This is a genomic window from Gardnerella sp. Marseille-Q9185 (genome assembly GCF_046508745.1).
Lineage (GTDB): Bacteria > Actinomycetota > Actinomycetes > Actinomycetales > Bifidobacteriaceae > Bifidobacterium > Bifidobacterium greenwoodii.
This window is the reverse complement of record NZ_JBKFWK010000001.1, coordinates 567,000-591,877: the sequence shown is the minus strand read 5'-3', so window position 1 is coordinate 591,877 and position 24,878 is coordinate 567,000. Positions and strand designations below refer to the sequence as shown.

General features: G+C 44.2%; 18 protein-coding genes. 17 read left to right on the top strand and 1 reads right to left on the bottom strand.

Translation table 11 applies throughout. From position 1 onward, the window contains the following. The first annotated feature begins 62 nt into the window (after positions 1–62). The 6 genes from glmM (at position 63) to ACLD5M_RS02250 (ending at position 7,898) form a co-directional block, all read left to right on the top strand. Positions 63–1,475, top strand: a complete 1,413-nt coding sequence (gene glmM / locus ACLD5M_RS02275; RefSeq protein WP_004136757.1) for a phosphoglucosamine mutase — start codon at positions 63–65, stop codon at positions 1,473–1,475. 176 nt (positions 1,476–1,651) lie between these two features. Next, positions 1,652–2,305: a peptide deformylase gene (locus ACLD5M_RS02270; RefSeq protein ID WP_004127356.1), complete on the top strand. Its 654-nt coding sequence runs from the start codon at positions 1,652–1,654 to the stop codon at positions 2,303–2,305. A 182-nt stretch (positions 2,306–2,487) separates the two neighbouring features. After that, positions 2,488–4,242 (top strand): hypothetical protein, encoded by a 1,755-nt coding sequence (locus ACLD5M_RS02265; RefSeq protein ID WP_410314497.1) that lies wholly within the window; start codon positions 2,488–2,490, stop codon positions 4,240–4,242. Positions 4,243–4,389: 147 nt separating this feature from the next. Beyond that, entirely contained in the window at positions 4,390–5,760 is a 1,371-nt protein-coding gene (locus tag ACLD5M_RS02260) for an ABC transporter permease (protein ID WP_410314496.1), read from the top strand. A 71-nt stretch (positions 5,761–5,831) separates the two neighbouring features. Beyond that, on the top strand, positions 5,832–7,151 hold the full coding sequence (locus ACLD5M_RS02255; protein WP_410314495.1) for an ABC transporter permease: 1,320 nt from the start codon (positions 5,832–5,834) through the stop codon (positions 7,149–7,151). 105 nt (positions 7,152–7,256) lie between these two features. Next, entirely contained in the window at positions 7,257–7,898 is a 642-nt protein-coding gene (locus ACLD5M_RS02250) for an ABC transporter ATP-binding protein (protein ID WP_410314494.1), read from the top strand. Between the two features lie 102 nt (positions 7,899–8,000). On the opposite strand, the gene glnA is transcribed toward ACLD5M_RS02250, so the two are convergent. Further along, positions 8,001–9,437: a type I glutamate--ammonia ligase gene (glnA, locus tag ACLD5M_RS02245; RefSeq protein ID WP_004127691.1), complete on the bottom strand. Its 1,437-nt coding sequence runs from the start codon at positions 9,435–9,437 to the stop codon at positions 8,001–8,003. Positions 9,438–9,674: 237 nt separating this feature from the next. On the opposite strand from glnA, the gene ACLD5M_RS02240 reads away from it, so the two are divergent. From ACLD5M_RS02240 to ettA, 11 genes are all read left to right on the top strand, one after another. After that, positions 9,675–11,231: an AI-2E family transporter gene (locus ACLD5M_RS02240; RefSeq protein ID WP_410314543.1), complete on the top strand. Its 1,557-nt coding sequence runs from the start codon at positions 9,675–9,677 to the stop codon at positions 11,229–11,231. Then, positions 11,228–12,454 carry a glycosyltransferase family 2 protein gene (locus tag ACLD5M_RS02235; protein ID WP_116794233.1) on the top strand — a complete coding sequence of 409 codons (1,227 nt, stop codon included), beginning with the start codon at positions 11,228–11,230 and terminating at the stop codon, positions 12,452–12,454. The genes ACLD5M_RS02240 and ACLD5M_RS02235 overlap by 4 nt, the downstream gene beginning before the upstream one ends. A gap of 163 nt (positions 12,455–12,617) precedes the next feature. After that, positions 12,618–13,517 carry an ABC transporter ATP-binding protein gene (locus ACLD5M_RS02230; RefSeq protein ID WP_410314542.1) on the top strand — a complete coding sequence of 300 codons (900 nt, stop codon included), beginning with the start codon at positions 12,618–12,620 and terminating at the stop codon, positions 13,515–13,517. 20 nt (positions 13,518–13,537) lie between these two features. Then, positions 13,538–15,190, top strand: a complete 1,653-nt coding sequence (locus ACLD5M_RS02225) for a hypothetical protein (protein WP_004136775.1) — start codon at positions 13,538–13,540, stop codon at positions 15,188–15,190. Positions 15,191–15,264: 74 nt separating this feature from the next. Continuing rightward, complete coding sequence (locus tag ACLD5M_RS02220) at positions 15,265–16,992, top strand: D-alanyl-D-alanine carboxypeptidase/D-alanyl-D-alanine-endopeptidase (RefSeq protein ID WP_410314493.1); 1,728 nt, start codon at positions 15,265–15,267, stop codon at positions 16,990–16,992. Between the two features lie 55 nt (positions 16,993–17,047). Continuing rightward, a complete protein-coding gene (tilS, locus tag ACLD5M_RS02215) occupies positions 17,048–18,166 on the top strand; it encodes a tRNA lysidine(34) synthetase TilS (RefSeq protein WP_410314492.1) in 1,119 nt (372 codons plus the stop codon). Then, a complete protein-coding gene (gene hpt / locus ACLD5M_RS02210; RefSeq protein ID WP_004136780.1) occupies positions 18,141–18,695 on the top strand; it encodes a hypoxanthine phosphoribosyltransferase in 555 nt (184 codons plus the stop codon). Before tilS ends, hpt begins: the two co-directional genes overlap by 26 nt. 90 nt (positions 18,696–18,785) lie before the next feature. Then, complete coding sequence (gene ftsH, locus ACLD5M_RS02205) at positions 18,786–20,927, top strand: ATP-dependent zinc metalloprotease FtsH (RefSeq protein WP_410314491.1); 2,142 nt, start codon at positions 18,786–18,788, stop codon at positions 20,925–20,927. Between the two features lie 194 nt (positions 20,928–21,121). After that, entirely contained in the window at positions 21,122–22,507 is a 1,386-nt protein-coding gene (locus ACLD5M_RS02200) for a dihydroneopterin aldolase (RefSeq protein WP_410314490.1), read from the top strand. Beyond that, the gene (locus ACLD5M_RS02195) at positions 22,507–23,013 is read left to right on the top strand and encodes a DUF3180 domain-containing protein (RefSeq protein ID WP_004136785.1); all 507 of its coding nucleotides are present in this window, start codon (positions 22,507–22,509) and stop codon (positions 23,011–23,013) included. Before ACLD5M_RS02200 ends, ACLD5M_RS02195 begins: the two co-directional genes overlap by 1 nt. A 117-nt stretch (positions 23,014–23,130) precedes the next feature. Beyond that, positions 23,131–24,807, top strand: coding sequence for an energy-dependent translational throttle protein EttA (ettA, locus tag ACLD5M_RS02190; RefSeq protein ID WP_308583165.1), 1,677 nt, complete (start codon positions 23,131–23,133; stop codon positions 24,805–24,807). Positions 24,808–24,878 lie beyond the last annotated feature (71 nt).

The window sequence follows — 24,878 nt, the reverse complement described above, 5'->3', positions numbered from 1 at the left end:
TAGTATGCAATGTTGTTTGCTTGCGCGCAGGATGAAGTGATTTTTGCGAAAGAGGCTTTATTATGCCAAGGATGTTTGGTACGGATGGCGTGCGTGGATTAGCAAATCGCGATTTAACAGCGCAACTTGCGTTAGATTTAGGCGACGCTGCAGTTCGAGTTTTAGGCGATAAGCATGCGCCGGTTTCGTCTAGTGCTACTGAAAGCGATACTTCATCTCACGCTCGTCGCCGCGCACTTATTGGCAGAGATACGCGCGTTTCCGGAGATTTTCTAGCTTCTGCTCTTGCTGCTGGCATGAGCGCTGGCGGTTTTGATGTTATTGATGCCGGAATTATTCCAACTCCTGGCGTTGCATTCTTAACTTCCGTGCTAAACGTTGAAATGGGTGCGGTTATTTCCGCCTCGCATAATCCGATGCCAGATAACGGCATTAAATTCTTTGCGCGCGGCGGTTTTAAGCTTCCAGATAGCAAGGAAGATGAGATTGAGGCTGTTCTTGGTCAAGATTGGGAGCGCCCAACAGGCGCCGGTGTTGGTCGAGTCAGCCACGATACTACTACCGCAACAAACCTTTATATTGATCACTTGGTTTCTGCTGTTGCGCCTTTAAGTAATGGTTCTACTACGCGTCCAAAGCCTCTTGCAGGTTTGCGTGTTGTGGCAGATTGTGCCAATGGCGCTACTTCCGTTGTAGCTCCTGAAGCTCTTCGCAGAGCAGGCGCGGAAGTAATCGTAATTAACGCTTCTCCTGACGGATACAATATTAACGATCACGCAGGTTCGACTCATCCCGAGCAGTTGCAAGCCATGGTTAAAGCTTCTAAGGCTGATTTAGGTGTTGCGTTTGACGGTGACGCCGACCGTTGCTTAGCTGTTGACGAGAACGGCAATATGGTTAATGGTGATCAGATTATGGGCATTCTTGCGCGCGCAAAGCAGGCTGAAGGTAAGCTGAATCACGATACGCTTGTTGTAACAGTAATGAGCAATCTCGGCTTAAAACTTGCTCTTAAAGATATGGGTATTGCAACCGTTCAAACAAACGTAGGCGATCGCTACGTTTTGGAAGAAATGCTTAAGCACGATTATTCGCTCGGTGGCGAGCAGTCTGGTCACGTTATTAATCGTGAATTTGCAACCACCGGCGATGGCACTCTTACGGCTTTAACTTTGTGCCGTGAAGTTGTGCGTTCGGGCAAGAAACTTTCGCAAATGGCTGCAGACTTCCCGCAGCTTCCGCAAGCTCTTGTAAACGTTCCAAATGTAGACAAAATGGCTTCCAAAACTAACGCTGCTGTTCTTGCGGCGGTGGAGAAAGAGTCGAAACTTCTTGGAGATACAGGTCGCGTTCTTCTTCGTCCTAGTGGTACTGAGCCGCTTGTGCGCGTTATGTGCGAGGCTGCAACTCAGACTCAAGCAGATGAGGTTTGTGCTCGTCTTGCTCAAGTTGTGGTTGATAATCTGAAGTTATAAGTTTGCTTATTTTTGCGCCTGCTATTTGCTCACATTCCACTCGGCTCTAGCAGTGCGCAAATAATTTTGATACACTTATATCTTTAGTGCTGCTTTCAAATTCTGCTCGCGGCATGTAAATTTTGTAGATTTTCGCGTTACTGTGCGCGTTACTTAAAACGGTGAAAAGGAGTCCTATGTTTACGCATCACGCAAGTGTCGATACTAAGCTCAGTCGCGCTGTTGAGCGCTTGCTTGATTCCGCTACAGAAGATGGTATTTTGCCGATTGTGCAAGCTGGTGAGCCAGTTCTTCGTCAGCGCACTGTTGCTTATGACGGCCAGCTTACACGTGCAACTCTTACTAAGCTAATTTCGTTAATGCACAGCACAATGTTGGAAGCTCCGGGAGTTGGTTTGGCTGCTCCACAGATTGGTTTAGGTCTTGCGATTGCCGTTATTGAAGATCATGTTCGTGACGATGAAGACGATCCTCGAGACATTGCAGAGCTTCCGTTTAGAGCTATTATTAACCCGCATTATGAGCCTATTGGTACTCAAACTCGCAGTTTTTACGAAGGCTGCTTAAGTGTTTCCGGCTATCAGGCTGTTCGTCAGCGTTGGCTTGACGTTCAGGCAACTTGGCAGGATGAGGACGGCAAACAACATTCCGAGCGTTTGCACGGTTGGCCTGCGCGTATTTTCCAGCATGAAACTGATCATCTTCGCGGCGAACTTTATATTGATCGTGCAGAAATGCGTTCGCTTTCTACCGACGAGAACCTTGAAGATTATTGGGCAGATGAAGCAGTTCCAGTAGCTGCCGCTCGCACGCTCGGTTTTGCAATCTGAATATTTTTTATTCTTTTATTCTTTTGTAATAGTCGTAGCTAGAATATCGTTTTTTATATTTTAGAAAATTATTTGCGATATTAAGTTTGTTCATTGCAATAGTGTAATAGAATATTTGTATGCGTTTTTACTTTTTAAGGTATGCGCGCGTGATTGTTACGTTATTAAAGAAGGATTGAAGAGTGAAAGTATGTAATAAATGCGGTACTCAAAATATTGATGCTGCAAAATTCTGCAAAGGATGCGGTAATAAATTAGAGGCATCGCAAGGTACGCCAGCTCAGCAAGGTGCAGGCATGCAGATGCCACAAGGTGCACAGATGCCTCAAGGTATGCGTCCAACTAATCAGCCAATGCGCGCACCTATGAATATGCCAAATAATATGCCGATGCAAGCTAGTATGAATGCGCAAATGCAGGCTCCTAATCAGCATCCTAATCAGGCTCCAATGCAGCAGCCAGCTCATGCTCCTATTAATGCTCCTATGCAAGCTCAAGAGCAGTATACTACGCAGTTCCCAGTGCAGCGTCCGATGCATGCTCCGACTCAGCCTAATCCAATGAGTGTTGATCAGACTCAGAAGTTTAATCAACCTAATAGTGAGCCTGCTTCTAACTTGCAAAATTTGGTTGCAGAATCTGAAAATAAGCTTGATAAGCCGATTGAAGAAACTAAGACTTTTGAGGAAGTTAAGCCGGTTGAAACTAAGCCGGTTGAAGATGTAAAACCAGAAGTTTCTGCTAAGCCGGAAGATTCTTCTAAGCCAAATGAGTCTGCTAAGGCGGAAGATTCTTCTAAGCCAAATGAGTCTGCTAAGGCGGATGTTAAACCAACGAACGAACAGCAAATTCATCAGCCTATGCCGGGTCAGCCTATGAATGGTAAGCCTGCACCTGAAAATCCTATGCATGGCAATCCTATGCCAGCAAATCCTATGCAGGGCCGACCAGCCCAGATGCCTGGCCAGCCTATGGGAAGACCGGGTCAGCCAATGCAAGCTCGTCCAGCAAATCCTATGCAGGGTCGTCCAATGCCTGGCCAACCAATGCCTGGCCAACCAATGCCTGGCCAACCAATGCCTGGCCATCCTATGCAAGCAAATCCTATGCCGGGCCGTCCAGTCCAACCAATGCAGGGCCGTCCTGGTCAGCCTATGCAAGCTCGTCCAGGTAATCCTATGCAGGGTCGTCCAATGCCTGGCCAACCAATGCCTGGTCGCCCAATGCCTGGTCAACCTATGCCACAACCTATGCCAGGGCATCCAATGCCGGGCCAATTTGGTTTCCCTGCAAATCAGCCGCATCAAGGACAAGAAATTAACTTCTTCGTTTGGGTTATGAATGTTTTGAAGAATCCTTCTCGCCAATACAATGTGTCTACTTTATATGCCGGTTGTGTTTTTGCTGTAAGCGCATTGCTGTCTGGCATTCAGTCCTATTTAACAGCGCACTATGGTGTGACTGCATTAAGTTCCTTGATTAGCTCAGGCGGCAATTTTGGAACTTCGTTTGCGCAGTCAGCAAGTTTTGCAAGCGGAATGCCTCCTATTTCCGTCTTCATTGCTCAGCTTGTGTCTTCGATTCTTTTCACATACATAACTTTCGCTGTTGCGATTATGGGTGCAAAAATGTTTGGAGACGAAATTCCTATTCCTATTTTGCATATGCAGTTTGCACACAAGATGATTCCTATAGTTGCAATTCAGATTTGCGCAGTGCTTCTAAGCGTTGTTACATTAGCAGTTCCTTCTATTTTTGTGCAGAGCTTTGCTTCAATTTTGTTGCTTCTGCTGCCGTTCTCGTTTGTAAGCCATTCGAGATACACGCGCAAGATGGACCGCGGATGGATGTGGATTATCTTCGTATTTACTGTGGTTGTTATTTTCGTTATTTTGTACGTAATGACTGCAGGAATAGTAGGAAGTATGATGTCTTAACGCTTTAGCTTAAGTAAAAAGCCGACCCCACAAAATCGTAGGGCCGGCTTTTTGCATATAGAAGTTATAAGTGTGCATATGTTATACTGGCATACTGTATGTTTTCATACTATATACAATTATTTTTTCAATGAGGAAAGGTAGTCGATGACGTTTATCTCTCGTGCAATACGCTACATTCTGAGGAAACGAATAAAAACATTAATAGTTTTCATTATTCTATTTCTTATTTCAACATTATTATTTGCAATTTCTGCCGTTTCGAGTGCTGCTAATAAAGAGGGGCAAAAAGTTGAAGCTCAAGCGGAATCTAGTTTCGTACTTGCAAATAATCCGCAAGTAAATCCTGGAACTCCTAGAGGAGCTGGAACTGTAAAACCTAAAGATGTGCAAGCAATCGCAAAGTTGCAGGGAGTTTCCTCGTACGTAGTTCGCCAAAATGTAACAGCGGATTTAGTTAATGCTAAAGCTGCAAGAATCCCAGGCGTTCAGGATTATGATCAAAAGCGAGAGCAGCAGTTTGGCAATGCAGTTAATATTGAGGGCACTAATAATTCTACGGGTCTTAATGCGTTTAAAACAAAAGCAATAACTGTGTCTAAAGGTAAGCATTTAATCACTAGTAATATTCATGCATCTCTTATTCATGAAGATCTCGCTAAAGCTAATGGATTGAATGTAGGAGATACTCTTACGCTTCGCGCTAACCCTTACGATGCCGACAATATTAACCAATCGACCGCAACTGTAAAAACTCGTATTGTTGGAATTTATTCTGGAGCTAATAAGCGTCAAGTTGCAACTAGGGCGGAACTTACTGCCAATACTGTATATACAGATTTGCAGACTACGCGCGAATTGTATAAATATAAGCCAGGAAAAGAAATATATCAGGATGCAAGTTTTAAGGTAAAGCGCGGTGAGGATGCAGATAATATTATTGCGCAGGCTGCTAAATTGCCTATTGATTTGCAAAATTATCAGCTAACTCGTGACGATCAGTTCGTTGCTGGCTTATTGAGAGTCGCCAAAGGCGTTCATTTAATGATGACTATTACGACGATTGCTGTAATATCTTTCGCTATTATTGTGCTTGGATTGGTGCTTTTGTTGTGGATGAATGAGCGGCGTCGTGAGATTGGTGTATTTACGGCGATTGGCAAAAGCAAGTTGTCTATAGCTGGTCAGTATGTTACTGAGATTTTGCTTATTGCAATACCTGCGCTAGTTGTTGGATACCTTTTTGCAAAAATCATAGCTCCATGGATGGGTACTGCTGCGCTCGGATCCGTAAAATCTGCAGCTGCTAATGATTTGAGCACTATGGGTCAAGCTGGTGGGAATCTTGAATCAACGTTGGCAACCAGAACTTTGGACAAACTTATTGTGCAAGTAGACTTGCAATGCTTTGTTGGAGTTTCGGCAATAGTATGCGCGGTAGTTGTTGTTTCGGTAGTGCTGTCTTATTTGCCAATGATGTGCAAATCTCCTCGAGAACTGCTTGGATTGCAGAAGTAAAACTATTGCGTATTTTTTAGCAAGTTTTAGCTAGTTTTAGCAAAGTTTATAAAAGTTTATTTGGAGTGATTATGAGTGTTGATGTAATTTCTCTATGCTCTAGAGCATGGCTTGCAATATCTCGCAAGCCTCGGCGCAACGCAATAATTGTGCTGATTATGACTCTTGTTTTAAGCGCGCTAGTCTCACAAGCTGGTATTAGTGCTTCTGTTGATGATGCTAGAAATCGTCTTCAATCCAGTATTACTTTAGGCTTTACTGTACGAGCAAAAACTCGAGGTGAAACTCTTCCAGAGAAAAGTAATGCAAATTCTAATTCTGTTGCTACGTCTAATTCTCCAATTCCGCAAGATTTGGGCGCGAATGAAGGAATTGACTCTAGTCAAATTCGTAAATTTGCTGCGATTTCGGGCGTAAAAACTGTAGTGGAAGAGCGCGATGTTTTAGCTACGCCTGTTGGGAAGCAACTTGTGCTTCCTTTGCAAGGTCCAAGATTAGACGATGATGTTTTGGCTCATGCTGCAGGAATTACTGGTACAACGGATTCTCGATTATCTCAGGGTTTTCAAGAAGGATTGTACCGTTTAGTGCAGGGTGAGCATATTACTAATCGTTCTGCGGGTAGTGCAATAGTGCATCGCGATTTTGCTAAGAAGAATAATCTTAAGATTGGCTCTACTATAACTCTTAAGCAGGGGTTTAATGTAAAAGTTCGTGTTGTTGGCATTTTTGCTGGCAAATTGCAAACTAAGGGAGCGCTTCCTTCGGATACTTCAGAAAATCGCATATTTACTGACTTAAGTTCGGCGTTGTCTTTGGCTGGCTCTGCTAAGCGAAGTGTTTTGCGCTGTGCTGTTGAGCGTTCTGATTCGTTAGCTAGCTCAATACGCGATGCTAAAAGTGTTGCTGGAAAGTGGGCGGATGTAGAGCAGAACGCTTCGCAATTGTCTGGTGTAATAACTTCAGTTAATTCTGTGCAACAACTTGTGCGAATGATTTTTGTTGCGCTAAGTTTTGTTGGCGTTTTAGTGCTTGGGCTTGTACTAGTGTTCTGGGTTAGGGCGCGTATGCACGAGATTGGCGTACTTATGTCTATTGGATTGTCGAAAGCAGTAATAGTTAGCCAATTGCTTGTTGAAATAGTGATACTCAATATTGTGTCATTCGTTATTTCGCTGGGCTTGGGTGCTGCTTTTTCTGGCGTTATTGGTTCTGCGATTTTGCATAGTGTAAATTCGTCATTTATTGCGGATGGTGTTCCAGTATTGCCATTGACTCAAACATTTACTGCTTTTGTTATTGGTTTGTTTATTTCAATAGTGGCGTTAATTATTTCTGTAATACCTATGTTTATAAAGAAGCCTCGGCAAATACTAAGTGCTATGAGTTAGCAGAAATGTAGTTGCGTATGCGAATTTTCTACTAAAAGCGCAATCGCATAAATGAAACAAATCGTATAAATCATATTTAAATTATGTAAGAATAAGGAGCTTATTATGTCGGATTTATTGCAATTAAAAAATGTGAAGTACACTTACGGACCTGCAAATATTGCTGTACTAAATGACGTTAATGCGGAGTTCGAAACTGGCAAAATGTACAGCATTATGGGAGCTTCTGGAGCTGGAAAGTCTACTATTCTTTCGCTTTTAGCTGGATTAGATACTCCGTATAGTGGAGAAGTGCTTTTTAACGGTGAAAATATTGCAAAAACAGGGTATTGTGAGCATCGCAAAAAGCATATCTCGCTTGTTTTTCAAAATTTTAATCTTATTGACTATTTGACACCATTAGAAAATTTGCGATTAGTAAATTCGCGTGCGGATGCTCAAGTACTAGTAGATCTTGGGTTGATTGAGGAAGAAATAAATCGCAATATTACGCAACTTTCCGGCGGTCAGCAGCAGCGCGTTGCAATTGGGCGAGCTTTGGTATCTTCTGCTCCGGTAATTTTGGCGGATGAGCCTACGGGCAGCCTTGACCCTGCCACGACTAAAGAAGTTATTTCAATATTAAAGAATCTTGCTAGCGAGCATGGCAAATGTGTGATTGTTGTTACGCACGATTCGAAAGTTGCGTCTGAAGCTGATGTGAAATACGTGCTAGAAAATAAGAAGCTGACGCAGCAATCTGCTTGATCGCCAAAGCAGGCGTCGCGCAAAAAAGCCGACCCCGCGAAATCGTAGGGCCGGCTTTTCGTTAGCTTAGATTAACTTAGCTTATCTTAACTTAACTGCAAATCAGATGTGGAAGTAAAGCTCATACTCCAAAGGCGTTGGAGCCAAGCGAGCCATATCCATTTCACCATGCTTCAAATCAAGCCAAGTATCAATCAAATCGCTAGTAAACACATCGCCTTGCATAAGGAAGTCGTGATCTTCTTCCAAAGCCTGCAAAGCTTCACCAAGCGAAGAAGGAACCTGCTTAATTCCGTCGTGCTCTTCTGGAGGAAGCTCGTACAAATCCTTATCAACAGGGGCAGGAGGCTCAATGTGGTTCATAATGCCATCCAAGCCTGCCATCAGCTGAGCGGAGAACGCCAAGAATGGGTTGCAAGAAGGATCCGGAGCGCGGAACTCAATACGCTTAGCAGCAGGAGCATCTCCAGCAAGAGGAATACGAATAGCTGCAGAACGGTTACGAGCAGAGTAAACCAAGTTGACTGGAGCTTCGTAGCCTGGAACAAGACGATGATAAGAGTTAAGCGAAGGATTAGTAAAAGCAAGCACAGAAGAAGCGTGCTTAATCAAGCCGCCAATGTACCAGCGCGCAATATCAGAAAGCTGAGCGTAGCCGGTTTCTGCATAGAACAATGGCTTGCCATCCTTCCAAAGCGACTGATGGCAGTGCATACCAGTGCCGTTATCTCCAGCAATTGGCTTAGGCATAAAGGTTGCAGCCTTACCAGCCAAAGCAGCAGTTTCGTGAACAACGTACTTGTACTTCATCAAATCGTCGCCAGCGTGAACAAGCGTATTGTAACGGTAGTTGATTTCCTGCTGACCTGCGCCGCCAACTTCGTGGTGAGAGCGCTCAAGAATCAAACCGACCTTTTGCAAGTTATAAACCATGTCATCGCGCAAATCTTGATTGTGATCTACTGGTGGCACAGGGAAGTAGCCGTGCTTTACGCGATTCTTAAAACCAATGTTGTTGCTGCCATCGTCTTCGGTATCAATTCCCGAATTCCAAGGAGCTTCGTTTGAGTCCACCTCGTAGAAGGAACGCTGCATGTCGTTTGCAAAACGAACCTTGTCGAAAATAAAGAACTCTGCTTCCGGTGCAAAGCTTGCGGTATCTGCAATTCCGGTAGCCTTCAAATAAGCTTCAGCTTTAATAGCAACCTGACGAGGATCCCTAGAATAAGGCTCGTCTGTTACAGGATCGACAATCGAAAAAGCAACGTTCAAAGTCTTATGCTTGCGGAATGGATCAATGTAGGCAGTATCAACATCCGGAATAAGCTTCATATCGGATTCGTTAATAGCTTGGAAGCCCTGCATTGAGGAGCCGTCGAAAGCCATTCCGTCAGTAAATGCGCTGTGCAAGAACTCGTCGGCTGGAACTGTAAAATGCTGCTGCACGCCAATCAAATCAGTAAATCGCACAGAAACATACTCGATGCCTTCCTTTTCAATAAGGGCTGCTGCATCTTCTTTCGTTTGCAAAGTGGTCATGGAAACACATTCCTTTCTTAAAACTCATTAACGAGTTTAGAACTTTAGATTTATTTTTGGATTTCAGCGACTCGACTATCTCGTTACGTTTGTGTTACATGCTGTTGTTTTTATGTACGCGCCGTTACATGCCGTAAATACTGTTCATCAGTTCGCACAAGTACAATAGTGCGTATGACGTATCAAGAGCCGCAATCGCAGTCGCAATCGCAATCTCAGTCGCCGCGTGAGCATGAAATGCATAATTCAAGTGAGCATGGCGGGAATAAGTTAGATTTAGCTTCGCTTTTCCCTGCAAAAGGTGACGATAGGCGTCCGCCGGACTGGCTTGGCCGCGCGCTTATTTACGTTGCGATTGTTGCTTTTGTGTCTATTTTCTTATGGTTTGCATGGGGAAGCATTTCCTTCATTGTTTTCGACGTTATTATTTCGATTTTTATAGCGCTCGCAATGGAGCCTCTTGTAATCAAATTAGTTAGGCATGGTTGGCGTCGTGGTGTTGCTTCCGGTTTTACGCTAACAGGTCTTCTTGCTATTATTGGCTTACTTTTGGGCTTGTTTGGTAATTTGTTTGCCCAGCAGGCTGTTTCTATGGCTTTGGGTTTGCCAGATTTATACAATCAGTTTGCTGGATTTGTGCTTCATTCCACTGGTTTTAGAATGCCGAATATTGAGCAGCTTGGTATGGAAATTTTGAAGCATGTGCAGACTTCTTGGGTTGTTGATTTTGCTGGTCAAGCTTTGAATACCACTTGGGGTGTGCTTACCTTCTTGCTTGATTTGCTCACAATTCTTATGGTGACTTATTACATTTCTGCAGCCGGCCCTAAAATGCGCAGAAGCATGTGCCGCTGGATGAATCCTCAGTCTCAGCGCAGATTCCTATTTATTTGGTCGGTTGTGCAGGAGCAGATTTCCAGCTTCCTGTTTTCGCGAATTATTTTAGCCGCAATCAACGCAGCTGGAACCGCAATTTTCCTCGTAATAATGGGCGTTCCTTACTGGCTGCCTTTGTCTTTGTTCTGCGGAATTGTTTCGCAATTTGTACCAACTGTTGGTACTTATCTTGGTGGAGCGTTGCCGATTCTTTTTGCTTGGGGTTCTAAAGGTTTTGGTGCAGCTCTTGCAACGTTAATTTTTATTACGATTTATCAGCAGATTGAAAATATGGTGATTTCTCCTAAGATTTCCGAAAAAACTATGGATTTGAATCCTGCTGTTGCGTTTCTTTCTGTTCTTATATTGGGCGCTGTTTTTGGTGCTCTTGGAGCGTTCTTGGCTTTGCCGGTTACTGCAAGTTTGCAGGCGATTTTTAAGGTTTGCACGAAGCAGTATCATTTGGTTTCTTCGCCTCTTATGGACGATCCAAAGCCTGAGCATAAGTCGATTATGGTAAAGTGCTTTGAATCTATTAGACGCAACTTCATGAAGCCTGTAAGCGATAGTGTTCAGCGCGTTATGAAGGGCACAAGTTCGCGCGTTTCTATGAATGAAGATATTTTGTACTGGTACAAGCAAGCGTATGTTGCTGATTCGGAAGATGTGAATGACGATAACGCAACTTCTTCTGATTCGGATCAGCTTGATGCGTTAGAAACGATGCCGATTTCGCGCGAAATATTAGATCAAGTAAATAAAGATGTTGCTTTGAATAGTAGGAAGCGCGTGAATCACAAGAAACGAGCTGGTAGCCAGCAGCGAACTAGTGGTCAGCAGCGTGCTAGTAGCGAAAAAAATACTAAAAACGTAAAAAATAACGTAAAAAATAATCCACGGAGCGGTTGGAAGCAATGATTTTTCTATCAATATTTGACGTATTAGTAATAATTATCGGCATAAGCAGCGTTGTTTACCAGGGTGTGTGTGCTGTGGCGTCGCTATTTGCTAAGCCTATTGTTTTTCCAGACGCTCCAATGGATAAGCATTACGCAGTTCTTATTTCTGCCCGAAATGAGGAAGCTGTAATAGGAAATCTTATTCACTGTATTCAAACGCAAACCTACCCGCATAATCTAATTGATATTTGGCTTGTGGCCGACAATTGCACAGACGAAACCGCTAAAGTTGGGCGAGACGCCGGCTGCAATGTAATCGAGCGCTTCGATAAGGAGCATATTGGCAAGGGTTTTGCGCTCAGCTATTTGCTTGACCACATTATGAAAATTGGTGCGGATAAGGTTTATGACGCGTATTTTGTTTTTGACGCGGACAATAAGCTAGATCCTCACTATTTTGAGGAGATGAATAAGGGATTCCACGCTGGCTACCAGATTTTAACCAGCTACCGAAATTCCGTAAATCTTTCCGACAACTGGGTTTCTTCCGGATCTGCGCTTTGGTTTATTCGAGAGTCGCGCTTTACTAACAACTCGCGCATGCTTTTTGGATCAAGCTGCCACGCAGGTGGCACTGGCTTCATGTTCTCGCGTGAAATTATGCACAGAAATCGCGGATGGAAATTCCATCTTCTTACCGAAGATCTTGAGTTTACAATGGATTCAATTCTTCACGGAGACAAGGTTGGCTACTGCGGTTCTGCTGTGCTTTACGACGAGCAGCCAGTGTCGTTTAGGCAAAGTTGGAGACAGCGCCTTCGCTGGAGTAAAGGCTTTTTGCAAGTCTTCCGCTACTATGGAGCAGCTCTTATTCGCCACGGTATTCGTGAGCGTGATTTTTCTTCCGTGGACTTTACTCTTATGCTTTGCCCGTTTATGGTGTTGGCGATTGTGCGATTAATTTTGGGATTCGTGTTTGCTGCCTTCGGCTTCGTAACGTGGACGAGTCAAATAGAGTCTTCGCTAAACCTTATAACCACTACTGTTACAAGCGTTTTTGGAATGATGGTGTTCGTGTCGCTTACGATTTTAGTTGAGCACGATAAACTTGGGGCCACGAATAAGGAGCTGTTTGCGTACGCTCTTAGCTTCCCGATTTTTATGCTTTCGTACGTGCCGATTGCGTTCCAAGCTATTTTCTCCAAGAGCGAGTGGAAGCCGATTCAGCACACCGGTCACTGAGCGAAAGAATCAAATTCTCTAGTGTGGCGCGAGTTTCTTGCTTGCTGTGGCGCGATTGCGCAAAAATTGCGAGTGTGAGATAATAGAAGTCCTGGTGTAAACGTGCGATTGCGCAATTAATGTGGCGCAATGCGTGCGTTTATCTGTATCTTGCGAGGTTTCTATGGTAGATTCTGTTCCTTATGCAAATCCTGCTGGCAGTGCTTCAGAAAGTGCTTCTGCTGGTAGCATTCCAGTTTTTGGCGCAAACACTTACGCCGCTGACAGCGAAGAAGTTCAAGCAGTTTCTATTCGCGGATTTGTTAAAACTTTCGGCAAGAAAGTTGCTGTAGATAATCTTTCGTTGAGCATTCCAGCAGGATCCTTCTACGGATTAGTAGGCCCTAATGGTGCTGGCAAAACCACTACGATTAAAATGCTTACAGGCTTGCTTATGCCAGATGCTGGCTCGGCTTCGATTTTTGGCAACGATGTTTGGAGCGATGTAAATAGCGCTAAGCGCACAATCGGTTTAATGCCTCAAGCAGACGAGATTTTTAAGACGATTACCGGCCTTCAGCTTTTAACTTACGCTGGCATGCTTCGCGAGATGAGCCGCGCTGAGGCTGTTCGTCGCGCAAACGACTTGCTTTCTGCTTTCGACTTAACAGAAGCTGCAAACACTATGGTTTCTGACTATTCAACTGGTATGACTAAGAAGATTTGCCTTGCAACAGCTATGATTCATAGCCCTCGCGTGCTTGTGCTCGATGAGCCTTTTGAGGCAGTGGACCCTGTTTCTAGCGCAAATTTGAAGGATATTCTCGCCGAATATGTTTCTACTGGCGGAACGGTGATTATTTCTTCGCACGTTATGGAATTGGTTGAAAAAATGTGCTCGCACGTGGCAATTATTAACGAAGGTCATGTTGCAGCTGCTGGCACTCTTGAAGAGGTGGCTCAGGGCAAGAATCTTGAAGATCGATTCATGGAGCTTGTTGGCGGACGTCACGCTGCTGCGCGCATCGACTGGCTTAACGGCGGCAATAGCGCAACACCAATCGCAAGTAATTACAACGCGTGAGCGAAAGGCGGTAAGTAATCATGTCTATGATTTTTACAATGGTTCGCCTTCGCTGGGCGCTTACTTTTTCTGTTATGCGAAAGTCTATTTGGCAAAAAATCGGCTTTGGTATAGCAATTGTTTTTGGACTTGCGCTTATATGCGCTCTTGGCTTTGCAGGCTGGGAAGCAGGAAAGTATCTTGATCCAGGCATGCTTCCAGATACTAAAAATTGGCAGGAATTCCAAGCTCTTCCAATAATGGTTGCGTCTATTGTGTCAATTTTTACGCTTTTTATAAACCTGTTTATGTTTGGAAGTGACACAACACTAAAGTCGCGTAGTTTTGCGCTTTACGGTATTCCTTACGTAAAGCAGCAAGCAGGTATGCTTCTTGGCTCTCTTTTTGGAGCGCTTTCTATAAGCAGCACAATCGCGCTTGTTTTGTGGTCTTTAGCGTACAGAAGCTTTGGAATTGTGCCAGTTTTAGTAAGCGTAATCGCGGCTCCGCTTTACGTTGCAACAATCGTGTCTTTAAGCAAAATGCTTATTGAACTTTTAGACACTATTTTAATAAACAAGCATTCAAGAAACATTTTTTACTTTGCTATTTTTATAGCGTACATGATTTTTGTTGCATCAATGAACGGGCATGGTAGTTCACAAAATAAAATTTTGATCAGCTCAAGTTTGTGCTCTGTATCTGCTTTTACGCCATTAAGTGCAGCTATGGCTTTGCCGCTCGATGCTATTAATGGAAATTGGCTTGCCCTTGCTACTCGCTTCCTTATTTGCGTTGTAACCATTGCTGTTTGCTTTGCAATCTCTGTATTTTGTGCAAAATTAGAGCCGAAGTTGCTTCGTGGTGAGCAAAAAACAGTTGTTAAAACTAAGGGAATTGGCTTATTTGCAGCAGTTCCAGACAACACAGTCGGTGCGATTATTGCGCGAATTATTAGCGTTATGAGAAGAGATATGCGCCAGCTATTTTTGCTTCTTATGCCTCTTTTTATGCTGGTAATTCCAACTGCGAGTGTTGCTGGTGGCATAGGCTTTGAGAGTTTGGCAGATGGTTTAGGCGTATCTGGCTGGCTTACGTATGCTGCTTTGATGATTGGCATGGTTGTTGGAAACAATATTGCTTACGACGGCACAGCTTTTACTATGCACGCTATTATTGGCGTAAAAGGCGTGCACGATCGATTAGCGCATACAATAGTTTGGTCCGTGATTTGCGTTGTGTATTTTGCTCTTCTTGGATTAGGATTTTACGTTTTCCTTTTCCTTGTAGCAAATATTCAACAAAGTGTAAATGCGGTTATCTTCCAGACTCTTTCGCCAATCGGAGTAGCTTTTGCTTCCATAGGTATTGGCTCAGTTTCTTCGTGCATTGCAATGTACCCTGTAGCGTCAATCGAAAAGCCATTTTCTAGGCCGCAAGGTTCTGCAGGCGCTAGATCCGTTGCTCCAATAGGTTTTACGCTTCTTGCTGCAGTATGCATGATTCCTTCGGTTGCGGCTGCGATTGCGTTTATGATTCTTGCGCCGCAACTGCTGTGGATTGCAAGCATTTTGTTTGTAGTAAACGGCTTGGTTGTTCTAGTTGTTGGCGTGATTCTTGGCGGCAAAGTAATGGATAAGCGCATAATTCGCATTGTAGAAAACTTGCGCAGATTCGCTTCGATTACTGCGTAATTTACGCACGCTTTGTTGCAAGCGCAATGTATAGTTAAGCGCGGTATTTGCAATCGATTTAAAGGTGTGCTCGCATGGAAAGTGGTAAAGGCTCAAATGATGCCTTAAATACTCTTAATGCGAGTGCACCAAAATCGAGCGATTCTTTAGAACAAATCGATTCTAAAAAACCAAGCAAATATGCTGCTATGGTTTTAAGAAGCCAGTATCCATCTCGTTGGCGTTTTCTTATTGCAAGTTTGTCTGCAATACTTAGCCTTGTGATTATGGTTACTTATGTTTCGCTTGACGTATGCGATATTTTGCCAGGTCCGTTAACTTTGCGCTTGCAACACAAATCAACTGTTGTGTCTTCTCCGCGCGCTTTGCTTAGTGTTCCTTCTTTAGCAAAAGGTGCAACTTACGGAAAGCCTATTAATCGCGAGCAATCTCAGAAGCTTATTGACGCTTTAATTGCTGATCCTTCAATAAGTGATAATACTTCTGTAGTAATCATGGATGCTAATGGAAGTGTGATTGCTTCTCACGAAGCGAATACTCCTCGAGAACCTGCGTCAACTCTTAAAACCCTAACTGCAGCCGTTGCTTCAAGAACTTTGGATATGGGTTCAACTCTTGATACTCAAGTATTTTTGCTGCCTAAATCAGTTAAAGATTCTGAGCAATCTTCCGGCTCAAAGTCAGTCTCAAAGTTAGGCTCAAACTTACGTAAAATTGTGCTTCGCGGCAATGGTGATATGCTTCTTGGGGTTGGTGAAAACGATTGGTCTCACGTAAACGGTAGGGCTGGTTTAACAACTTTAGCTAAAAGAACTGCAGCCGCCTTAAAGCTCGATAATATTCACGAAGTTTCTCTTTCGCTTGATGATTCGCTTTTTGGTGCAAAGCGCGCTCCTGCTCTCGTTTACGAAACGGATACTGAACGCCGGTTTTATGCCGAAACTTCGTCTATGGCTATTGACGATGCTCGTCAGCGTGATCTTCAAATTCTTGGTATTGATGCCGATGCAATAACAGATTTTCCGCTTTCGGATCCCCATCCTGCTTTAAGCGTAGGCCAAGTTTTTGCAAGGTTGCTTATTAAGCAAGGAATTGAAGTACGAAATTATTCCGATAAAACAGATAAAAAGGCGGAAAATTCTACTGAAAACTCCTTGGATAGTAGCAAAAATTCCGAAGATGAAAATAAGTCGGAAGATTCTCAAAATCCTGAAATTGAAGTAAGTGAAACACGCCCGCTAATATCCGAAAATTCGCGTCTTCTTGCGCAAGTTTCTTCAGCGCCTCTTAATGAAGTTATGTCTTATATGCTTAGACTTTCAGATAACACGTTGGCGGAAGAATTTGGCCGTTTAACTGCTATTGCGGCTCATAAAAGCAATTCTCCGAAAGGTGCGGTTCAAGCGGTAGAAGAAGGCTTGCGTAAGCTTAAAATCAGCACGCGCGGATTGAATATGTCTGATTGTTCGGGATTATCTCCAAAATCTCATGTTCTTGTTACAACTTTGGCAAAAGTTCAGGTGCTAAATATTAATGCAGATTCTGGGGGAGCTGCTTCTTCTGAAGGATTGTCCTTGCCGGGCTTAGTTGGCACTTCTCGAAAGCGTTTGGCGGATGAGTCCGCTGCAGGACTTTTGCGCGTAAAAACCGGTTCCTTAAGCGAAGTAAGTTCCATGTCTGGAAACGTATCTCGAAAAAGCGGTGGCGTTTTAACTTTCGCTGTTGTTGCAAATCAACCCTACGATTTTTGGGGAGCTTTTGTTGCGATTAACAAGTTCATGGCTCAGCTTCCAAACCTCTAATATTTAATATTTTTCTTGGTTATTTTCTGCTACTAATCGCGCTACACTAGACGATATGGTTTACTCGTCTTGTATGCGCGCAGGAATCGGCGCAATAAATCGTTGCTTCGACAAGCTTTCGCTTCAAAGCCAAGATTCGTGTTTTAATGAGCACGGCACGCATGAGACTGCACTCGATGCTCCTTTAGTTCTTGTCGCTTGCTCCGGAGGCAGGGATTCGCTCGCTCTTACAGCGCTTAGTTCTATTGTTTGCGCGTCTCGAGGGCTTCGTTGTGGCGTAGTAATTGTTGACCACCATATTCAGCCTAATTCAACACAAGTTGCCGGCGAAGCTGCTAAACGCTGTATTCAGGCTGGAATAAACGAAAAATACGTTTTTATTAAGTCTGTTCAAGTAAAAGATTCTGGCGAAGGTGAAGAATCTGCAGCAAGGTTTGCGCGTTACGAAGCTATTATTGAAGTCGCAAAAATTCATAAAGCAGCCGTAGTTCTACTAGCTCATACTGCTAACGATCAAGCAGAAACAGTGCTTATTGGATTAAAAGATTCTGCAGGATTAGAAGCAGTTGCTGGTATGAAAGCTGTAACTTTGCGCCAAAACGTGCGTTTTGCGCGTCCGCTTATTGAGCTTACTCGCAATCAAACTACTGGAATTTGCGAAGATTTGGGAATTTCTTGGTGGGATGATCCTACTAATGGAGACACGTCTGCACAAAATCTTGAACTTTGCGAAAATTACCCTTTGCGCTCTAGGATTAGACACACTCTTATGCCTTATATTTCTCGCTTTTTACAAGCAGATATGGTGACTATACTTTCCCGAGGCGCCGATTTTGCTCAAGATGATCTTGACTACATAAATTCTAAAGTTGACGAAGCTTATGAAACTATTTTGCAAGCTAACGAAAAATCTCAAGAAATAGTTTTGGACGCAAAAAAATTAGCACAGTATCATCCTTCAATTCGCCGTCGTGTTATAGCAAGAGCTTTAACAGCGCTTTTACTGCGTTTTTCTTCAAGTCACATAAAAGCAATCGACGAACTTAGTGTAAATTGGCACGGACAAAAGCCTATTTCGTTACCGAATCATTATGAAGCGTTGCGGCACGCTCGTAATATCGTCATTCGTTTATGCCAAGATAGTGAACATGCAAGTTGCAGATATACGAGATGACATTGACTATGAATTAATCAGCCACGAAGACCTTATGAAGCGTATTCGTGAGGTTGCAAAGCAAGTGAGCGAAGATTACAAAAATCGTAATATTTTGCTCGTAGCAGTGCTTAAAGGCGCTGTTAATACGCTTGCTGTTTTTTCTCAAGAGCTGAGCGTTAATGCGCCAATGGACTTTATGAGTTTGTCAAGCTACGGCAGTGGTACTCAAACTAGCGGGCAGATTAAGGTTCGTGAAGATTTAAGTACGGATGTTCGCGGCAAAGATATTCTTATTGTTGAAGATATTGTTGATTCCGGTCGAACTCTCGATTGGTTGGTAAACGAGTTGAAGGGTCGCGGAGCTAACAGCGTTAAAGTTTTTGCGCTGCTAAGCAAACCAGCTCGCCGCGAAGTTGACGTTAAAATCGACTACACGGGATTTGAAATTCCGGATGCTTTCGTCGTCGGCTTTGGCATGGACTATGACGAACGTTACCGCAATCTCAATAGTATTGCAGTATTAAAGCCATCTGTTTATGGCAATTAAGCTTTGTGTATAGAGCTTACTTTATTCTTTATTCAAAATTCTTACCTGAATTTTTATAGAAATTAGGGAGTTTGAAAGGAGCCTTATTACATGGGCGCTTCTCCTATGACACCGCAAGGCCCAATGGGTGGTCCTGGGCGCGGAAATAACGGAAATAATCCGTTCTTAACCCCGCTAAATCCTAGGAATTCTCGAAATAACGGCCAGCGTAACAACAATAAAGGCAATAATGACGGCAATGACGGCAATGATGGCAACAATAAGTCTCGTCGCCCAATCTGGCAGTCTCCATGGACGTGGATTGTTCTGCTAGTACTTCTTGCTGTAGTCGGCTTCCAAATGTTTGCAAAAACAGGTTCGCAAACTATTGATACCCAAGACGGTATTGAGTTATTGCGCTCGCATAAAGCAAACTATGCCGAAATTATTGATAACAAGCAGCTTGTGAAGCTTACTCTCGACAAAAAGTTTAGTAAGTATAATAAGCGAGATAAGCAGAAGCATGATTACGGCAAGGATGTGCAATTCTACTACACTATTGCTCAAGGTAAGTCGATTATTCAGGAAGTTGAAAAAGCTAAGCCGTCTAATGGTTGGACTGCAAACTTGCAATCTTCCGGAATTTTCTCCTATCTTGTAACTTCGCTTGTGCCTATTCTTTTCTTCCTTGGCATGATTTGGTTCATGTTTAGTCGCATTGGTGGCGCCGGCGGCGGAATGCTTGGAATGGGCGGCGGTCGCGGCCGCGGAAAGCTTGTTGAAGGTCAAACTCCTAAGACTAAGTTTGCAGATGTTGCTGGCGAGCAGGCTGCTGTTGAAGAAGTTGAGGAAATTAAGGACTTCTTAAAGGATCCTTCACGATACAAGGCTTTGGGTGCGCGTATTCCTCGAGGCGTTCTTCTTTACGGCCCTCCAGGAACTGGTAAAACATTGCTTGCGCGCGCTATTGCAGGCGAAGCTGGAGTGCCGTTCTACGCAATGGCAGGTTCTGACTTCGTGGAAATGTTCGTAGGCTTGGGTGCGTCTCGTGTTCGTGAGCTTTTTGACGAGGCTAAGAAGAATGCTCCTGCAATCATCTTTATTGATGAGATTGATGCTGTTGGTCGTCGTCGCGGAAGCGGCATGACTGGCGGCCACGATGAGCGTGAGCAGACACTTAATCAGCTGCTTGTGGAAATGGATGGCTTTGACAACGACACTAATTTGATTATTATTGCCGCAACTAACCGTCCGGATGTGCTCGATTCTGCACTTCTTCGCCCTGGCCGCTTTGACCGTCAGGTTGCTGTTGAAGCTCCTGATTTGGAAGGCCGCGAAGCAATTTTGAAGGTTCACGCAAAGGGTAAGCCTTTCGTTCCAGACGTTGATCTTCATATGGTTGCTGTGCGCACTCCTGGTTTTACAGGTGCAGATTTGGCTAACGTTCTTAACGAGGCTGCTTTGCTTTGTGCTCGCTCTGGCGCGCAATACATTGATAATCGCGCTATTGATGAGGCAATTGACCGCGTTCAGGCGGGTCCTCGCAGGAAGTCTAAGGGCATGGCTTTGGACGAGTTGCGTAATACCGCTTACCACGAGGGTGGTCACGCTTTGGTTGCTGCGGCTTTGCATAATACGGATCCTGTTACAAAGGTGACTATTTTGCCACGAGGCCACGCACTTGGCTACACGGCTGTTATGCCAACTGCGGATCGTTATTCCCAGTCGCGAAACGAGCTTCTTGATCAAATGGCTTATGCTATGGGCGGTCGTACGGCTGAGGAAGTTGTGTTCCACGATCCAACAACCGGAGCTTCTAACGATATTGAAAAAGCTACGGCTATTGCTCGCAAGATGGTTGTGGAGTTTGGTTTCTCTGCAAAGCTTGGAGCAGTTAAGTGGATGGACGCGGACGATGACGCTTCCGGATCTCTTGACTCTTTGCAGCCACGCAAGTTCTCGAACCGCACGGCTGAAGTTATTGATGAGGAAGTTCATAAGCTTATTGAAACTGCTCATACTGAAGCGTGGGAGATTATTAACAATAATCGCGACGTTTTAGACGAGCTGGTTCGTCAGCTTCTTGAAAAAGAAACGCTTAACGAGAAGGAGCTTAAGGAAATCTTTAGTAAGATTCGCAAGGCTCCGGAGCGTACTCTTTGGCTTTCTAACGACCAGCGTCCGGATTCAGATATTCCGCCTGTGGAAATTCCGGAAAGTTTAAGACGAAATGTAGAAGGAAAATCTGAGTAAAATTAGGTATTTTCATTTTGCATCTAGTAGAATGTAACAAAACGCTGGTTTGCGCAAACAAAGTCAAAAACAAAAGCGCAAATCAAAAATAAAACCAAAAAGTAAAAATCGAATATTAAAACTGAGAAAGCAGCACAACAGCAATCGTAAATATTGCTATTGTGCGCTTTCTCGTATAGGCGGGGAGAAAAGCAGTGGAAGAAAATAGTTATAGCCTTATACGGCTTAACGGTGTGAGGCCTAATGTTAACGACATTGTTATTGGCTTATACACGAATATTCGCATTGACGCGGTTCTAAAAGTTGATTTGAGCAGAGCGTTTGCTGGTAACGATACTCACGCAATTGATATTCCGCAATTGACGGATCGTCTTGCTTTTTCGTTAAGGCAGTGCGAGCACGATGACGAAATTGAAGATAATCCATCAATCGCCTTGGAGCTTATAACCAATAAGGTTGCGGATTCTGTTATGCGCACATGGCAGGTTGTGGAAGCAGATGTTACTGTTCGCGCTTCGGTTCGCAGCAACTACTACGGTTTGCAAAGCGAAGTTGACGACGTTGCTATTACTGTGCATCGTGTTGCTAAAAGAGAGTACGACATGTCTAACAGAGCAGTTCCCGAAAGTATTGCGCATGTTGCTGTTAGAAGTGGAAAAGTTGATATTGATGATTTAGAAGATAGTCCGAATGCAGACTACTTCCGTAAGCTTATAGAACAGAACGAAGAAGAAAATAAGCGTATTGAAGATGCAGAAGCTGCTGCAGCGGCTCAAGCAGCTATAGATATTGCGAATGCTGCTGCTGAAGATTATATGGGTAATTCTGCAGAAGGTGACGCTGCTAATAAGTCTTGCAATGCTGATGGCGAGGCTGAAAAAGTTGAGAATTCTTGCGAAAATGCATGCGAGAAGACTTGCGAGAATGACGGCGAAAATACTTGCGAAAACCTGGGCGAAAAACTGTACGAAAAACTGTACGAAAACCTGTACGAAAACCAATTAAATAATCCGGGAAACGAAATGGCTGCGGGCGAAGAAAGACACCGATTTTTCGACGTAGACCCGCTTCAAATGCGCACAACTTTGGTAATCTCAATGAGGGGTGTCGCTAATCATGCTACGCGTTCTGCTATGCTGAAAATAGTTGCACTTCTTGAGCAAGATGGAAAAACTCGTGTAGACGGCATATCTGCGTTATATGTTGCAAATGCGCTTGATGCTGACTACTACACCTGCGTTTTCCTTCTTTCCTCAACTGTCGACGAGTATGAAATGTTGCGTTTAGTTCGTATTGTTTCTTGTTCAGATAAAGACAAAATAACTCTTCGCGTTCTAGGCTCTCGTTCATACGGAGCACCTGCTACGGAAACTGAATCAATAAATCCGGAAGGGCTGCCGCAAGAAATTGCGCAAATGGTAACAGTGGATCCTAAATCACCTGAACTTATGCCATGGATGCAAATTGAGTCGGACGCTGCTTTGGATCACAACCCGCTTTCGTATTCTTTAGCTCTTGCTTTGGATACTCAAACTGTTGGTATATACTCAGATCAATGGCTTTTAGGGGATGATTATTAATGAAAGCGTATCGCACACCTTGGTGGTATCTGGTATTAGGTCTGCTGTTTGGCTTTGTACTAGGCGCATTTCTTGTGTCGTCAACAGAGTCTAGTGCTATGTCTCTTGCCGGAGCTCCGTGGGTTGTTATATCAATTATGGTAGTTGCCGGTGTTGCAACATTTGTTATGGCTTTGCAAACTCACTTAAGTGTTAGTGAAAAAGCTAAGAAAAACAATAAGCATACAAGCCCGCAGTTTGCTGTTGCCGCTTTGATGTTGTCGAAGTCATTGGGAATGGCTGGATCTATTTTGGCTGGCTGGTATATAGGCCAGTTGCTAATGAGTTTGCCGCACAGTGAAATGGTATTTTATAATTCTGTTGTTGTGCGCGAGTGTTCTATTGCAGGATTCGTTTGCTTTGTAGATATGCTTGTTGGCATTTTGGGCGAATTTCTTTGTCAGTTGCCACCGGAAGATGGTGCAGAGTCTACAAAAAAGTCTGACCGCACTCCGGCAACATGCTAGTTTTACGTAATGCTATTTAGTTTTGCGTAATGCTGTTTAGTTTCGCTCAATAACTTATTGCTTTGCATAAAGCAGTAAACGCTGGAATTTCAACGTTTATAAGGATGGTATATTACTTTGGCTGAATTTATCTATCAGATGATTAAAGCGCGTAAGTCTTATGGAGATCGCGTAATTCTCGACGACGTTACTTTAAGCTTCCTTCCGGGCGCAAAAATTGGTGTTGTTGGCCCGAACGGCATGGGTAAGTCTACGCTGCTGAAAATTATGGCCGGCTTGGAAAATGTTACAAACGGCGAAGCTTCTTTGACTCCGGGCTATACGGTAGGTATTTTGCAGCAGGAGCCGCCGTTGGACGATACTAAGACAGTTGGCGAAAATATTAAGATGGCGTTTGGTGAGATTGCGCAAAAAGTAGCGCGCTTTAACCAAATCGGCGAAGAAATGGCCAATCCTGACGCTGATTTTGATGCGTTAATGGAAGAAATGGGCAAGTTGCAGACTGAAATTGATGCTGCAAACGGCTGGGATTTGGATTCGCAGCTTGAGCAGGCAATGGATGCTTTGCAATGCCCGGATCCGGATTCTCCCGTTTCTGTGTGCTCTGGTGGTGAGCGCAGGCGAGTGGCATTGTGCAAGCTTCTGCTTGAAGCTCCAGACTTGCTGCTTTTGGACGAGCCTACGAACCATTTGGATGCAGAGTCAATTCTTTGGCTGGAACAGTTCTTGCACAAGTACGAGGGCGCTGTTATTGCTGTTACCCACGACCGTTACTTTATGGACAACGTTGCAGAGTGGATTTGCGAAGTTGACCGCGGCCAGCTTTACCCGTACAAGGGCAACTATTCCACGTACTTGGAAACCAAGGCCAAGCGTATGGAAATTCAGGGCGCTAAGGATGCCAAGCTTGCTAAGCGTTTGAAGAACGAACTTGACTGGGTGCGTAGTTCGCCGAAGGCTCGCCAAGCAAAGAACAAGGCTCGTTTGGAACGCTACGATCAAATGGAGCAGGAAGCACGCAATTCTAAGAAGCTTGATTTTTCCGAAATCCAGATTCCAGCAGGCCCACGCTTGGGTTCGCAAGTTTTGGAAGCGAAGCATATTCACAAGGCTTTTGGCGACCGTGTGTTAATCGACGACTTGTCGTTTACTTTGCCGCGTAACGGTATTGTTGGCGTGATTGGCCCGAACGGTGTTGGTAAGTCTACGCTGTTTAAGACGATTGTTGGCTTGGAGCCGCTTTCCGGCGGCGAGCTTATTGTTGGCGATACGGTGAAGATTTCTTACGTTGACCAGAATCGTGCAGGATTGGATCCAAGCAAGAACTTGTGGGAAGCTGTTTCCGGCGGACTTGATTTTATTGAAGTTGCAGGCGTTGAAATTCCTACGCGCGCATACGTTGCAAGCTTTGGTTTTAAAGGTTCGGATCAGCAGAAGCTTACTGGCGTGCTTTCCGGCGGTGAACGTAACCGTTTGAACTTGGCTTTGACGCTTAAGCAGGGTGGAAACTTACTTCTTCTCGATGAGCCTACGAACGATTTGGATGTTGAGACTTTGGAAAGCTTGGAAAATGCTCTGATTGAGTTCCCAGGCTGCGCTGTTGTGGTTTCGCACGATCGCTGGTTCCTTGACCGAGTTGCTACGCATATTCTTGCGTGGGAAGGCGACGACGAGAATCCTGCAAAATGGTACTGGTTCGAAGGTAACTTCCAGGCTTACGAAGAGAACAAGATTGCGCGCTTGGGCGAGGAAGCTGCTCGTCCGCATCGTTTGCACAGAAAGCTTACGCGCTGATTTGCTGATTTGCTGATTTTGCTTACGCGGCGTGTTATGTACTCGTCGGGTTGCTTACTATCTGATTTGCT

Bases quoted from the DNA above. Each gene is read 5' to 3' on its own strand.
- glmM (WP_004136757.1), top strand. From the start codon at position 63: ATGCCAAGGATGTTTGGTACGGATGGCGTGCGTGGATTAGCAAATCGC.
- ACLD5M_RS02270 (WP_004127356.1), top strand. From the start codon at position 1,652: ATGTTTACGCATCACGCAAGTGTCGATACTAAGCTCAGTCGCGCTGTT.
- ACLD5M_RS02260 (WP_410314496.1), top strand. From the start codon at position 4,390: ATGACGTTTATCTCTCGTGCAATACGCTACATTCTGAGGAAACGAATA.
- ACLD5M_RS02255 (WP_410314495.1), top strand. From the start codon at position 5,832: ATGAGTGTTGATGTAATTTCTCTATGCTCTAGAGCATGGCTTGCAATA.
- ACLD5M_RS02250 (WP_410314494.1), top strand. From the start codon at position 7,257: ATGTCGGATTTATTGCAATTAAAAAATGTGAAGTACACTTACGGACCT.
- glnA (WP_004127691.1), bottom strand. From the start codon at position 9,437: ATGACCACTTTGCAAACGAAAGAAGATGCAGCAGCCCTTATTGAAAAG.
- ACLD5M_RS02240 (WP_410314543.1), top strand. From the start codon at position 9,675: ATGCATAATTCAAGTGAGCATGGCGGGAATAAGTTAGATTTAGCTTCG.
- ACLD5M_RS02235 (WP_116794233.1), top strand. From the start codon at position 11,228: ATGATTTTTCTATCAATATTTGACGTATTAGTAATAATTATCGGCATA.
- ACLD5M_RS02230 (WP_410314542.1), top strand. From the start codon at position 12,618: ATGGTAGATTCTGTTCCTTATGCAAATCCTGCTGGCAGTGCTTCAGAA.
- ACLD5M_RS02225 (WP_004136775.1), top strand. From the start codon at position 13,538: ATGTCTATGATTTTTACAATGGTTCGCCTTCGCTGGGCGCTTACTTTT.
- ACLD5M_RS02220 (WP_410314493.1), top strand. From the start codon at position 15,265: ATGGAAAGTGGTAAAGGCTCAAATGATGCCTTAAATACTCTTAATGCG.
- tilS (WP_410314492.1), top strand. From the start codon at position 17,048: ATGGTTTACTCGTCTTGTATGCGCGCAGGAATCGGCGCAATAAATCGT.
- hpt (WP_004136780.1), top strand. From the start codon at position 18,141: ATGCAAGTTGCAGATATACGAGATGACATTGACTATGAATTAATCAGC.
- ftsH (WP_410314491.1), top strand. From the start codon at position 18,786: ATGGGCGCTTCTCCTATGACACCGCAAGGCCCAATGGGTGGTCCTGGG.
- ACLD5M_RS02195 (WP_004136785.1), top strand. From the start codon at position 22,507: ATGAAAGCGTATCGCACACCTTGGTGGTATCTGGTATTAGGTCTGCTG.